This window comes from Phormidesmis priestleyi ULC007, assembly GCF_003003695.1.
Lineage (GTDB): Bacteria > Cyanobacteriota > Cyanobacteriia > Leptolyngbyales > Leptolyngbyaceae > Phormidesmis_A > Phormidesmis_A priestleyi_A.
Genome location: NZ_PVWG01000003.1, coordinates 76,453 through 90,168, shown reverse-complemented (window position 1 = coordinate 90,168; position 13,716 = coordinate 76,453). Strand labels below are relative to the sequence as shown.

The following is a 13,716-nucleotide window of genomic DNA, read 5'->3' as shown; positions in this document are numbered from 1 at the left end:
CTCAGAGGGATTGTATCTAAGAATGTCACCTGTAAGCATAAATATTAGCTGTTTTAAGCCGAAATACTGAGATAAACTTAGCTCAAAGTTCATCTTAAACTGAACTTTACCCAAAATTAACTATTATTTATTCATCCGTTTGTTTGTGCTTAACCACTTAAATTGTAGGGTTGTCAGAGATTGTTTGATTGATCACTCAATTTCTAATCAGTCTTTGCTTGAGGAACGCACAATGGCTTTTTCAACAGTTGCTTTTCGTCGAACATTGACAACCTCGGTTGTCACCGCAGCGATCGCCTTTGCACCGATTCTCACAGCGATCGCTCAAGCAGTCACGCTCAACGGGGCAGGAGCGACATTTCCGGCTCCGCTTTATGAACGCTACATCGCTGAGTTTCAGAAAAAAAATCCTGACATCAAAGTCAACTATCAGGCGATCGGCAGTGGTGGCGGCATCAAACAAGTCATCGCCGGAGTGGTCGATTTTGGCGGCAGTGACGCTGCTATGACGGATGACGATATCAAAAAAGTCGGAAAAGGGGTGATTTTGGTGCCCACCGCAGGCGGCGCAGTTGCCGTAGTTTATAACCTGCCAGGTGTTTCTAACCTCAAACTTTCTCGCACGTCTCTACCCGAAATTTTTGCAGGGCGCATTACTCGCTGGAACGATCCTAAAATCGTGAAAGACAATCCAGGTGTCAATCTGCCCAACACAGAAATCAAGAGTGTTGTCCGCGCCGATGGCAGTGGCACCACGTTTATTTTTGTCAACCACTTGAGTGCAGTTAGCCCCTATTTCAAGGGCAGAGTGGGTGTCGGCACGGCTCCTAAATGGACGACTAACCCCATTAAGGGCAAGGGAAATCCTGGCGTTGCGGCTCAGGTGTCTCGCACCGCTAACAGCATTGGCTATGTTGAATATGCTTACGCCAAGCAAAACAATCTGTCGATCGCTCAGGTGCAAAACCAGAAGGGCGAGTTTATGATGCCGTCGGTTCAGTCGGCAAACGAAGCCCTTTCGACCGTTACGTTTCCCGATAACTTCCGCGTGTTTGAAGGCGATCCCAAATCTGGCTACCCGATCACGGGGCTGACTTGGATGATGGTTTACAAGCAATATGATCCGGATAAAGCGGCGGCAATGAAGAAGTGGATAGAGTGGGTATTGACTGATGGTCAAGCGCTCAACAATGGGCTTGACTATACGCGCATTCCGTCTGACACGGCAACCCGCGCTCTACAAGCGGTCAAGAGTGAAGTCAAGCCTTAGTCGTTAAGTCAATCGTTCGTAGGAACGTTCCCTGAGAATGCTTCTACGAACGATTAGTCTATGGTCAACCATGATTGATTGACCCGATCGCGACTCTCTAATGTTTGTGTTCTCAATGTTTTTAGTGTGAGGAGTTGAAATGTCTCAAATTATCTGGAGATCTCTATTAGTAGCCCCAATGGGTGTGACGGCATTGCTCGCTACTTCTGCCTCCGCGCAGACCGATGTTAAACCAGTTTTAGCCCAGGAGCCAGTATCAATCGCAGCGCCGCGCTCAAATAATCCTGCTCAATCAGTTTTAGCCCAAGAGCCAGTATCGATCGAGGCTCCGCAATCCATTGAGACTCTGCGTTCGATCGACACTTTCCCCGAAAACTCTTCTACAGTGATGGGTCAAGTGACATCAGTGTCGCAACTCTCAGATGTCAGACCCACTGATTGGGCATTTCAGGCACTGCAATCGCTGGTAGAACGGTATGGTTGCATTGTCGGTTATCCCGACAAAACCTTTCGCGGCAATCGCGCACTGACTCGCTTTGAGTTTGCGGCGGGCTTAAATGCGTGTCTCGATCGCGTCAACGAATTAATTGCGGCGGCAACGGCTGATTTGGTCAAAAAAGAAGATCTGGTAACTCTGCAAAGGCTGCAAGAAGAATTTGCGGCTGAGTTGGCAACGCTTCGGGGTCAGGTAGACGCACTCGAAGCTCGCACAACCACGCTAGAAAAGCAGCAATTCTCGACGACAACTAAGCTGACTGGAGAGGTGATCTTTGCAGTCAATGGCGCGATCGGCGGCGATCGGGCGCTCAACTCTGACCAGCAGCGTCAAGTCGATAACGAACGAACGGATGCTCAGAGAGAAGCACGACGCAACACGTTTTTGCCAAACGGTCGAGGTGTGCGCGAAAACACAACGTTTAGCGATCGGGTTCGACTCAACCTCGATACGAGTTTCTCAGGGAAAGATCGTTTGAGAACTCGACTGCAAGCCAGAAACATTGTCCAGTTTAACGTCGCAACAACGGGCACCAACATGACCCGTTTAGGATTTGATGGCGATCAAGGCAATGCTGTTGAACTTTCGCGTCTAGAATATCGCTTCCCGCTCGGCGATCTGACGACGGTGTTTATCGGCACGGGCACCAATGATGGGCTTGAATATAACGACAGCATTCCAACGCTAAGTCCTACAGAGTCTAGCGCCAACGGTTCGATTTCACGCTTTGGTCGATTTAACCCCATCTACCGCGCAGGCACAGGCACCGGATTGATCCTAAATCATAAATTTGGTTCCGAATTCACCTTCGGCAGCAAATTTAACCTTTCTTTGGGCTACCTAGTGCCAACAGGAGTCGCGAGCAACCCGATTAACGGCAACGGCTTGTTTAACGGCAACTATGCCGCGCTGGGACAACTGGTGTTTCAACCAAGCCCCGCATTGAGTCTTGGTTTCACTTATGTGAATGCTTTTTACCGTAATGGCTCTGGAGTCTCAGGCGGCACTGGAAGCGCATTTGCTGACAGCCCGTTTAACAACGCTACCACCATCACGCCGACGACCACCAATGCCTTTGGGCTAGAGGGGAGTTTCCGGCTCAGCCCCGGCATGATTCTTTCGGCATGGGGTGGCTACACTCGCGCAGAAGCACGGAAGACAGGGGGCGGCACGCCTGCTGACCCGATCATCAACAGGGGCGATAAAGCCGATATCTGGAACTGGGCAGTGACGCTAGCGTTTCCTGACTTCTTGAAAGAAGGCAACCTGTTAGGTCTTGTCGTCGGTCAGCCTCCTAGAGCAGGGGGCAGTGACTATGGAGTCAGAAACCCGTTGGTTAATCAAGCGCGTCGTCGCGACCTCGATACGTCTCTCCATCTTGAGGGATTTTATCGCTATCGTATCAATGACAACATCTCGATCACACCGGGTTTGATCGTGATCTTTAACCCAGAACACAACAACAGCAACGACACCACGTATATCGGCACCATTCGGACGACTTTTGCGTTCTAAATAATCCGGGGCGCGGCCGGCCGTGCCCCTACCCCGTTCACACATGAAATTGGTATGACTGCATCTCCTGAACCTGCCAAGAAATCCATCAGTCGAGACATGCTTCAAGGGGTCAATCTCACGGGTCAAGAGGGCAATCATTCTCTAGTTGACCAGGGGTTTACCTGGCTTGTTCAGGGAGTCTCTGTGTCAGTCGTGGTCATTCTAGGCTGGATGAGTTGGGTGATTTTTGGGCAAGCCCGACCCGCGATCGAGCAGTTTGGTTTAGGCTTTCTCTGGACTCAAAACTGGGACGTTAATGAACTCGTATTTGGAGCGCTGCCTTACATTTATGGCACGTTGGTGAGTTCTGCGATCGCGCTGTTCATTGCCCTGCCGATTGGGTTGGCGGTGGCGATCGTCACGAGTGAAAGTTTTTTGCCGCCCTGGTTACGATCGCCGATCGCGTTTATTGTCGAACTGATTGCCGCGATTCCGAGTGTGATTGTGGGCTTGTGGGGAATTTTTGTGCTGATTCCATTCCTACAGCCGATTCAACAATGGCTATTTCAGCACTTTAGCTGGATTCCTATTTTTAATTCTGAGCCTGCGGGCCCAAGTATGTTAATTGCAGGCATTATTTTAGCCATTATGATCTTGCCAACGATCGCAGCCATTAGCCGCGATGTGTTAATTGCCATTCCCAAAGAGCTTCGCAGCGCCTCGGCTTCTCTGGGTGCAACGCCATGGGAGACGACGTTTAGAGTGCTGTTGCCGTCTGCTATTTCTGGCATCCTAGGTGCGGCAATGTTGGGGTTAGGCAGAGCGTTGGGTGAAACGATGGCAGTCACAATGGTGATTGGCAACTCCGATCAGATTAGCCTTTCATTATTAGATCCCGGCAATACCATTCCGGCTCTGTTAGCCAATCAGTTTGCTGAAGCGAGTGATGGGCTGCACATTGGCGCATTGATGTACCTAGCATTAATTCTGTTTGCCTTAACCCTCATCGTCAATATGATCGCGATCGTCATGGTCAAGTTTCTGAGCGCGAACGGTCAATCATGAAGCAGACTTCAATCACTCCAGAACTTTGTCGCCCGTTGTCTCCGGCACGAACGGTATTTAATTATGGAATGACGACGATCGCATTCCTACTTTCAGGACTTGCGCTGTTACCACTCCTCGCAATCTTGCTAGAGATTTTGCGTCAGGGCGTTCCAGGCTTAAAGTGGGAAGTGTTGACTAATTTACCTGCTCCAGTGGGCATGGAAGGCGTACCCAATGGGTTTGCTAACGCGATCGTCGGCACGTTAATTATGGTCGGAATTGCCTCTCTGATTAGCATTCCGGTGGGGATATTAACAGCTATTTATCTAGCGGAATTTAGTCAAGGAAAAGCGATCGCTCAATTGATTCGCTTTGTGGTGACTGTGTTAAGTGGTGTGCCCTCGATCGTGGTGGGAGTGTTTGCTTATGCGGTGGTAGTGTTGACGGTTAAAGGATTTTCAGCATTAGCAGGGGGATTTGCCCTGTCGATTATCATGCTGCCGATCGTCATTTTAGCTACCGAAGAAGCTTTAAAGTTAGTGCCCACCTCGTTAAGGCTTGCGTCTTCTGCTTTGGGGGCAAGTCGATTTCAAACTGTGTTCCGAGTTACGATCGCGACTGCGTTACCTGGAATTACTACAGGCGTTTTACTGGCGGTGGCTCGTGCGTCAGGAGAAACGGCTCCGCTGCTATTCACGGCGCTGTTTAGCCAAAATTGGTTTGAGGGTTTGACGAGTCCAACTGCTTCTCTATCCGTGATGATTTATAACTATGCCAGTTCTGCTTATGCCGAGCAAAACAAACTGGCGTGGAGCGCTTCTGTGATTCTCGTTGGCATTGTTTTATTCGTTAATATTGCATCGCGTATTGTTACTTCTAATCGTTTCAAGAATCGTTAGATTATGCAGTTTAGTTTTCATGATTCAGCAATCAACGCTTCATCAACCAGCGATCTAATTCCAGCGCTGCGGGTCAAAGATTTGGCGTTTTATTATGGTAGCCAGAAGGCGATCGAGTCCGTCTCAATGGATATCTATCAAGGGCAAGTCACCGCCATTATCGGGCCGTCTGGCTGTGGAAAATCTACTTTTCTCAAAGCCCTCAATCGGATTAGTGAGCTTGAAGGAGTGGTGCGTGTCGAAGGTCAAGTCGAGTTTTTTGGTCAAGACATTTACAGCCGTCAGGTCAATCTCAATCGATTACGTCGCCAGATTGGGATGGTATTTCAAAAGCCAAATCCTTTTCCGAGCAGCATTTATGACAATGTGGCCTATGGCGTGAGAGTGTTTAGCCGCCCTAATCGAGTCAGCCTAGACGAAACTGTTGAATCTGCCTTGCGTAGTGCGGCACTGTGGAATGAGGTCAAAGACAATCTCAGTAAGTCGGCATTGGGACTATCGGGGGGACAACAGCAGCGTCTGTGCATTGCTCGTGCGCTGGCAGTCAAGCCCAAAATTTTGCTGATGGATGAGCCTTGTTCGGCGCTTGACCCGATCGCCACAATGAAAATTGAAGAACTAATCGATAGTTTGCGGCATGAACTGACGATCGCGATCGTGACTCACAATATGCAGCAAGCGTCTCGCGTCTCTCAATACACGGCTTTTTTTAGCACCGATGAAAGTCGGATTGGTCAACTCGTTGAGTTTGGCGCTACGACTCAGATTTTTATGGCAGCGTCTCAATCTCGCACAAGAGATTATGTGCAAGGTCGGTTTGGTTAAAGCAGTCTCTAGCTAAAGTCTGATCACTTACGATCGCAGTTCTGTCTTAAGGAGCTACTTAACTGATCAGAAGTTTCCTAGTCTAAAGGTGAAATTCACACAGGTATAGGAAAAGTCTTATATGACTACCAATGTTTCACCCGACACCACCCAACCGGGCAAAAATCCGTCAATTTGGATTGGTATTCTCTTAATTGTGATCGGATTGGCTGGAATCTTGGTGCCAAGAGTTTCGACGATCGTCACTGAAACCTGGATTGCGCTGATCCTGCTCTCGGCAGGTTTTGCCAAGGTGGGATATGCCTTTCAAACTCGTCAAGAAGGCGGCTTTATTTGGAAGCTATTGTTAAGCCTCCTCTATATCGGAACGGGGATTATGTTGTTCGTTTCTCCCCTAACTGGCATTTTGACATTGACCATCTTGTTGGGTAGCTTCTTGCTCAGTGAAGGCGTGTTTGAGCTAATTTTGGCGTTCCGGCTCCGTCCGCAACCCAACTGGACTTGGGTATTGGGTAATGGCATTGTTACGCTACTGTTAGGCGGCATGATTTGGTTTCAGTTCCCGTTTGATGCACCCTGGCTGTTAGGTACGTTGGTCGGAGCAAGCATTCTGTTTACGGGCATTTCACGGGTGGGTTTAGCATTGAATCCTCATGTTGATGAAAGCCAACCGACGGTGACTTCGGCTTAGAGGACGTTTGAAAAGTATAGAAAATCTCTTTGCTGCGTTGCTGTCCCGCCCCGGATTGGAGGTTGCTTCGCAAGTGCCTTCGGCAACGGGGCTAACGGTGCGAAGTCCGTTGAACCGGACTGAAACGACCATTTCTCTCCCAGTCCTCTTCAGAGGACTTCGCACCGTTAGCCCGAACTTTCAGTTCAGGGCGGGCTAGGCGCTCAACGGAGACTTTTCAAACATCCTCTTAGATACTCGCGAAATCTGAACTAAATCGCTCGATCGCTGTCAGGAGAATCTCAGCGATCGGGCTTTCTGTTGTATCTACTTCTAGAATAGGATCAGCCATTTATCTAACGTGAGTTAGATAGAAGTGGTTCACTCCGATGATGAATTCGGGAAGCCCCCTAAATCCCCCAAAATTGGGGAGCTTTGAACCAGAAATTTTGGCTTGAAGTCCCCCAAATTGGGGGATTTAGGGGGCAGAAGCCGCTGAGAACGAAGCGAAAAAACTCGTCGAACTCACGTTTATCTAAGGTAGAAAATGCTATTGGAACTCAGTCGAATTCAAATTCCACCAGGGCAACGAGTGGTGCTGCAAGACATTACGTGGCAGGAATTTGAAAGAGTTCTAGAGGAGCTAGGCGAACATCGTGCCGCTCGGATCGCTTATGAGAATGGACTGCTAGAAATCATGGCTCCTCTGCCCGAACATGAAGATAATAAAGAAATTATCGGGGATTTGATCAAAGACCTTTTAGAAGAATTAGACATTGAGTTTCGGAGTTTGGGTTCTACCACCTATAAAAGTGAAGGGATGCTGAAAGGAATTGAGCCTGACCAGTGCTTTTATATTCAGAATGAGCCAGCCATTCGAGGTAAGAAGCGACTGGATCTCTCGATCGACCCTCCCCCCGATTTAGCCCTCGAAATTGATGTGACTTCTCGAACTCACCGCAGCATTTACGCAGCATTGAAGGTGCCTGAGCTATGGCGGTTTGAGAATGGAAATCTGCAAATCAACATTTTGCGGCAAGATCGCTATGAAGAGTCACCAGAAAGCTCAATCTTTCCAAATTTGCCGTTGAGCGAGGCGATCCCACGATATTTGAGGGAGAGCAAAATTGTTGGCAGAAACAAAGCGCTAAAAGCATTTCGTCAGTGGGTTAAAGAGCAGATAGACCTGCTTAGGAGCGTGGATTAAATAACCTGTCAATCTTGTAATCAAATCTCTTGATTTGTCATGGCTGAGATCTTCGCCCCCTAAATCCCCCATTCTGGGGGACTTTGAGCCAAGATTCCCGGTTTCAAAGTCCCCCAGAATGGGGGATTTAGGGGGCACCAGCCGACTCAAACGGAGCCATCAACGAACTGATATACACTCTAGTTGAGTACGAGAAGTTGCACCTTAATAAATCCACGCTCCTTAACGTTAGATCTTGAGCCTATAGCCATCGAATTAAACACAACGCGAAGACTAGAAGAGTTTGAGACGAAGGTTATAATTATTTTTAATCCTAAAATATTCTGGGTTGAACTTGTGGATTTAAGCCCCATCCTGCAATTCTTCACTGCGAACAAAGACCTTATTGGCTTTGTGTTTGGCTCAGGAATATTATTGGCGATCGGCAAGTTTGCTTGGTGGTTTCGTCAACAACAGCGTAAACAGCTTGTTTCGTTGGATCAGTTCCCGTTTGAGGTTTTCAAGCCGAATGAAGTCGCCCTACAGAGATTAATGGTTGAAGGGCGCACGGATGAACTCGCTGATCATAATATTCCTTACCAACAACGCGTTGCAGGGCGAAATATTGGGGAAGACCTTCGGAAACTGCTAGACGATCGCGGCTGGGTTTTGATTTTGGGGCGGAGCGGACTTGGCAAAACACGGGAAGCCGCAGAGGTTGTAGAACGGATGAGTCGGCAAGGATGGACGGTTTTGAGGCTGAGGTCTGAGGGGTGGTTAGATGCACCTAATGAACTACCCGAAAGCAAATTAGGGACTAATCGGCAAATTTTGTTTTTCTTAGACGATTTGCACTCGCAGATGGAGCAAGGGCGCGATCGCAAATCGCCTAAAGTTGACGACCCGATGCAACCTGCCATTGTTCCTTTACAAGAGCGGCTTCTGCGAACCCTAGAGGCTTATGAGCGGTTTGTCGGAGCCGATCGCCTTCGCGTATTAGCGATCGCCAGGAATGAACCAGATTCTCTGACTCCTGACAAACCTGACAAACCTGACAAACCTGACAAACCTGACAAACTTAGTGAATTTGATAAATTAGCGTGGTCTAAGTATCCGCAGCTATGGCAGCGATTTGAGGCTTATGAAATGGATGAGGTTGAAGATGAGACGATCATTCAACTGTTTGAGCAAATCACTCCTAATATTGAGGGCATTCAATCAACGCCAGAAAATTTTCCAGCATTGGCGCGGAAGAACGATCGCACCTTCAAAAATGTCGTGCTGAATTTGCAGAGGATGAAAGATCAGAGCTTGCCGCTAACCCCGCAAAACTATCAGGGCACCGTGAGAGGGTCTTGGGAGAAGCAATATCAAGAAGTGGTCAAACAGCATGTGGGAGCGGTGCCTATCTATGATGCGGTAGATTTGCTGCGGAGCCTGAATGTGGAGCTAAAAGAATTTGTGATTGTGTCTACAGCGCATCTAATGCTGGGAGGAACGGTTTGGCAACAGTGGCAGTGGAAACGGCGGATTCATGAAGCGTTGCCTTATCTGATTAGGAAAGGCATTTTAGAACCTCGCGATGGGCAAATCGAAGGGAAAGGCTATTCGGTTGAGGTGGGTGAGTGGATTCCGCGATTAACTCGGCTTCTATTGCAACTCAGTCAGCGGCAGCCTGGAAAAATGATGTTTTCGTTGCAGGGTTTTGCTTTTGCACTCTATGGGCTAGAGCGATATCAACAGAGTCTTAGCTGCCTAAATAGAGTGCTAGAGATTGCTCACCCGTTAGAGCAACTGACGCTAAAGTCTGACGCTGATCTCGAAGAGGCTCAATGGGTGTGGGTGAAGGATTTTCTCTTCACAACCTTCTATGTTCAGGGGAATGTATTGTCTTTCTTAAACCGCTACCGCGAATCGGCTGCGAGTTATGACAAAGCCATCGAGTTCAAATCTGACTCCCATGAAGCCTGGACTAACCGGGGCATAAGTCTTGACAACTTACAGAGATATGACGAGGCAATCGCGAGTTATGACAAAGCCATCGAGTTCAAATCTGACTCCCATGAAGCCTGGTATGGACGGGGCAGTAGTCTTGCCAACTTACAGAAATATGACGAGGCAATCGCGAGTTATGACAAAGCCATCCAAACCAGACAAACATGCAGCCTGGTTCAATCGAGGTTTAATTCTGCAAAGATTAGGGCGTTACGATGACGCTATTATTAGCTACGATCGAGTCCTCAAGATTGAACCAGAGAATGCCTTTGCTCTCTACAACAAAGCCAAATGTTATGCACTACAAAACAATGTTGCACTCGCGATCGAATCTTTAGCCCAAGCAATTGCACTCGATCCTAGAGTACGAGAAAACGCAAAATCAGATGCAGATTTTGACACTATTCGAGGAAACGCTCTTTTCCAAGCGTTGTTAGAAAGCCCAACTTAAGAAGGTTTTTTGGCGTTGCTGAGTTGGGAATGTGAATCGATGAATTTGCCCTCACACAAACAAAATCAATCTCTTAAACAATTCAGATTCCAGAGGGATTTTGAGATGAGCCGATCGCGGTTTCACCCGGTCAAGAGAACATACTGACCCATTGAGAGAACAAGTTGCCTCATCGAGAGAACGTATTAACCTGTCAAGAGAACGCATTAAGTCGTTGAGAGACTGAATCAAATCATTGAGAGGACTTATTAGCCTGTCAAGAGAACGTATCAACCCATCGCGAGAGCGTATTGACCCGTCATGCTGAAGTAATGGTATCTGTGCCTCTTCGTCGCCTAGTTTTGACTTCTTTGTGAAGACTCATTAAAGTCAACTGGGGGCAACTCAGAGCCAGATTCAGCAACGCTGGTTTTTTGCCTTAACCTAACGTGAGTTCGACCACGAGGCTTTTCGTTTCGTTTTGAGCGGCTTCAGCCCCCTAAATCCCCCATTCTGGGGGATTTAGGGGGCTTCCCGGATTCACAATCGTGGCCAATCACTTCTGTCAAACTGACGTTAACCTAAGATTAATCATTTGACCCATCGCCTGTATGGATAGCTTTATTTTCATTCTCAAGGTTTTGCTACTCTCGATCGCCCTCTCTCTCCTCATCAAATACGCTGCCCCGCTGGTGACGATCGCGCCCACAACTCCGATCGTCCTCAGCGCGATTCTCTTGCCTAGCCTCACCATTCTGTTAATTTTCATCAGTCGTGTTGCTCTCCAAAAAACCTCAAACGATGTCTAGCTATCAATTTCCAGAAACGTTTGAGTGGGGTGCTGCAACTGCCGCCTATCAAATCGAGGGAGCCGTCAAAGAAGACGGACGCAAACCTAGCGTGTGGGACACCTTTAGCGCCAAACGAGGACGCACCCTCAACAGAGACACGGGCGCGATCGCCTGTGACCACTACCATCGCTACGAGCAAGACATCCAACTGATGGCAGCGTTGGGCATTAAACACTATCGCTTTAGCATCTCCTGGTGTCGCATCATTCCCGATGGTCGCGGTGCGGTAAACGAGGCGGGCATTGACTTCTACAGCAGATTGGTGGATTGTCTCCGATCCTATGACATCACACCCCACGCCACCTTATTTCATTGGGATAGCCCTCAAGCGCTAGAAGACCGATATGGCTCGTGGCAAAGTCGAGAAATGGCGCAGGATTTTGCCGATTATGTGACGGCAGTGGTGAGCCGATTGGGTGATCGCATCACAAACTGGATGACGCTGAACGAAATCTCTTGCTTTACGCACATGAGCTATGACGTAAACCAAACGCCAAAACACGCCCCCGGAACGCGGGTAAAGTCTAAAAAACAAGTTTGGCAAACCTCCCATCATGCGTTATTGGCTCATGGATTGGGCTGTCAGGCAATTCGGGCTGTGTCTCCGGTTCCCTGTTTGATTTCGCTGGTGGATAACCCCGGCATCACCGTTCCTCTAACCGAGTCGGCGGATGACATCGAGGCGGCTAAAAATGCCTTTCCCTATCACTGCGGCAATGGTGGAATCATTTATCCTGCCATTACGGGTGAATATAGTTCGCAATTGCTAGACCAGTTGGGCAACGATGCCCCTGATATTCAAGTTGGGGATTTAGATACCATTCATCAGCCGATCGATTCTTTAGGGTTAAACATTTACACGGGTGCTTACATCCGGGCTGCAAATAATTCTCAAGGCTGTGAGTGGATTGATTTTCCAAAAGGCTATCCAGCGATGCACATGCCGTGGTTGCAGATTGTGCCAGAAAGTCTTTATTGGGGAATTCGTCATGTTAGTGAGACGTTAGATCGCCCTGATCTCCCGGTTTACATCACCGAAAACGGCTGTGCTGCTCAGGACGAAGTGACTCGATCGGGAGAAGTGATCGACAGCGATCGCATTCTTTATCTTCGTCAATATCTCAAAACCGTTCATCGTGCAGTTGACGAAGGCTATCCGGTTCGCGGTTATTTTGTCTGGAGTTTAATGGATAATTTTGAGTGGTCGTGGGGGTTCGATCGGCGATTTGGCATCATCTACATCGATTACCGCACCCAAAAGCGCATTCCCAAAGCCAGCTACCACTGGTACGCTGAGTGCATCCGCCAAAATCGAGTCGTTTAGTTCAAATCCAGTTCTCATGGTTGCTCCTAAAAAACTTCCCTGGGTGTCTCTCGCCCTGCTGCTAGCAGCCCACATCACGTTTGGCAATCTCCTGGCATCAACCACTCACTCTTGGGCAGCATTTGCCTTTGCGATCGCGTGGGCGTTGGTGCTGGCCCTAATGTTTATCAACCTACTGACGGGCCTGAGCCACTTGGTTTCGCGATGGTTTACTTCTGATACGGTGGCGTTTTGTGCGCTCATTGTTGCAGCCGCCTTCGCGTCGATCGTGCTCAACTGGCTCAAGCTCTTCATGCCGATTATCCTGATTCTTTCTGCCGAAGCGTTAGCCCGAATTGACCTCCTCACCGCAGAATTCAACAACGTCCAGACTTGCACTCTGCTCACCGTGACCTCATGGATTGGCTTAGGGCTGGGATGGACGCTGGGGCAATTTACCTAGCGATCGAAAACGATCCGCGCATCTAAGTTCCCCTTGTCTCTCAGATAGCGTTCCATCGTCTCAGCCTGCTGGCGCTGGGCAAACGGGCCCACTGCCAAATGCGGGCCTAACGGACGATCTCGCAGTTGAATCGAGTTTTGTTGAACCCCTAATCGAATCGTCCGATCGCGCAAGTCATTCAAGTCCGATCGACCTTCTGGGACAACCACATAATAGCCTCTAGCGCTGTTTCCGCCGGGTAGCGATCCCATATTAGAGGTGCTGATCTCGCTCGCAATTCCCTGCGCCGCTAAAGCTTCGGTCTGCTGACGCGCATTTGCCTCAGTGCTAAAAACACCCGCCTGAATCACCTGCCGCCCCCCATATTGTTGAATAAATGCCTGTGGCTCTACTCGTCTGACTTGCTGCAACAACAGAGCGCTGTCACCATTCACAAACACTCGATATTGCGGACGATTGCTCGGAGCGGCGATCGGAACTGGCTGCTGATTGATCGGTGCCTGAAAAACCCGATCGCTGGGAAGCGGCGTACCCTCAACTGGCAGAGTCGGCAATGTCTGCGGAGGCACAGGAGTCGCAGGCGGTGCAGGCGGTAAGGGAAAACCAGGAGACTGAGCCGCCGCGATCGGGGCGATCAACCCAGATAAGCATCCTCCCAATACGATAAATGAGACCGAGCGTTGGATTCTTTTCCATCGATTTTGGCGAGAAACACTGGGCGAAACGCAAGTCATGTAGATTAACCCCTCGGCTGCAAAATTTTCCGGTCATATTAACACAAACC

Annotated in this window: 13 protein-coding genes; 12 read left to right on the top strand and 1 reads right to left on the bottom strand. The window is 48.9% G+C overall.

Going from position 1 to position 13,716, the window contains the following annotated elements:
- Window positions 1-232: 232 nt before the first annotated feature.
- From pstS to C7B65_RS04340, 12 genes are all read left to right on the top strand, one after another.
- The gene (pstS, locus tag C7B65_RS04390) at window positions 233-1,270 is read left to right on the top strand and encodes a phosphate ABC transporter substrate-binding protein PstS (RefSeq protein ID WP_073069976.1); all 1,038 of its coding nucleotides are present in this window, start codon (window positions 233-235) and stop codon (window positions 1,268-1,270) included.
- A 139-nt stretch (window positions 1,271-1,409) separates the two neighbouring features.
- Window positions 1,410-3,281, top strand: a complete 1,872-nt coding sequence (locus tag C7B65_RS04385) for an iron uptake porin (RefSeq protein ID WP_073069834.1) — start codon at window positions 1,410-1,412, stop codon at window positions 3,279-3,281.
- Between the two features lie 54 nt (window positions 3,282-3,335).
- Window positions 3,336-4,328: a phosphate ABC transporter permease subunit PstC gene (gene pstC / locus C7B65_RS04380; RefSeq protein ID WP_073069833.1), complete on the top strand. Its 993-nt coding sequence runs from the start codon at window positions 3,336-3,338 to the stop codon at window positions 4,326-4,328.
- Window positions 4,325-5,209, top strand: a complete 885-nt coding sequence (pstA, locus tag C7B65_RS04375; protein WP_073069832.1) for a phosphate ABC transporter permease PstA — start codon at window positions 4,325-4,327, stop codon at window positions 5,207-5,209. The genes pstC and pstA overlap by 4 nt, the downstream gene beginning before the upstream one ends.
- Before the next feature lie 3 nt (window positions 5,210-5,212).
- The gene (gene pstB / locus C7B65_RS04370) at window positions 5,213-6,034 is read left to right on the top strand and encodes a phosphate ABC transporter ATP-binding protein PstB (RefSeq protein WP_073069831.1); all 822 of its coding nucleotides are present in this window, start codon (window positions 5,213-5,215) and stop codon (window positions 6,032-6,034) included.
- Window positions 6,035-6,155: 121 nt separating this feature from the next.
- The gene (locus C7B65_RS04365; RefSeq protein WP_073069830.1) at window positions 6,156-6,725 is read left to right on the top strand and encodes an HdeD family acid-resistance protein; all 570 of its coding nucleotides are present in this window, start codon (window positions 6,156-6,158) and stop codon (window positions 6,723-6,725) included.
- A 526-nt stretch (window positions 6,726-7,251) separates the two neighbouring features.
- Complete coding sequence (locus tag C7B65_RS04360) at window positions 7,252-7,911, top strand: Uma2 family endonuclease (RefSeq protein ID WP_073069829.1); 660 nt, start codon at window positions 7,252-7,254, stop codon at window positions 7,909-7,911.
- Window positions 7,912-8,247: 336 nt separating this feature from the next.
- Complete coding sequence (locus tag C7B65_RS29455; protein ID WP_143162006.1) at window positions 8,248-10,104, top strand: tetratricopeptide repeat protein; 1,857 nt, start codon at window positions 8,248-8,250, stop codon at window positions 10,102-10,104.
- Window positions 10,001-10,336, top strand: a complete 336-nt coding sequence (locus C7B65_RS29545; protein ID WP_143162005.1) for a TPR end-of-group domain-containing protein — start codon at window positions 10,001-10,003, stop codon at window positions 10,334-10,336. The genes C7B65_RS29455 and C7B65_RS29545 overlap by 104 nt, the downstream gene beginning before the upstream one ends.
- A 590-nt stretch (window positions 10,337-10,926) precedes the next feature.
- Window positions 10,927-11,124 (top strand): hypothetical protein, encoded by a 198-nt coding sequence (locus C7B65_RS04350; RefSeq protein ID WP_073069828.1) that lies wholly within the window; start codon window positions 10,927-10,929, stop codon window positions 11,122-11,124.
- A complete protein-coding gene (locus C7B65_RS04345) occupies window positions 11,117-12,490 on the top strand; it encodes a GH1 family beta-glucosidase (protein WP_073069827.1) in 1,374 nt (457 codons plus the stop codon). Before C7B65_RS04350 ends, C7B65_RS04345 begins: the two co-directional genes overlap by 8 nt.
- 16 nt (window positions 12,491-12,506) lie before the next feature.
- Window positions 12,507-12,932, top strand: a complete 426-nt coding sequence (locus C7B65_RS04340) for a hypothetical protein (protein WP_073069826.1) — start codon at window positions 12,507-12,509, stop codon at window positions 12,930-12,932.
- On the opposite strand, the gene C7B65_RS04335 is transcribed toward C7B65_RS04340, so the two are convergent.
- Window positions 12,929-13,666 (bottom strand): SPOR domain-containing protein, encoded by a 738-nt coding sequence (locus C7B65_RS04335; RefSeq protein WP_073069825.1) that lies wholly within the window; start codon window positions 13,664-13,666, stop codon window positions 12,929-12,931. The two genes, C7B65_RS04340 and C7B65_RS04335, sit on opposite strands and share 4 nt — an antisense overlap.
- Window positions 13,667-13,716 lie beyond the last annotated feature (50 nt).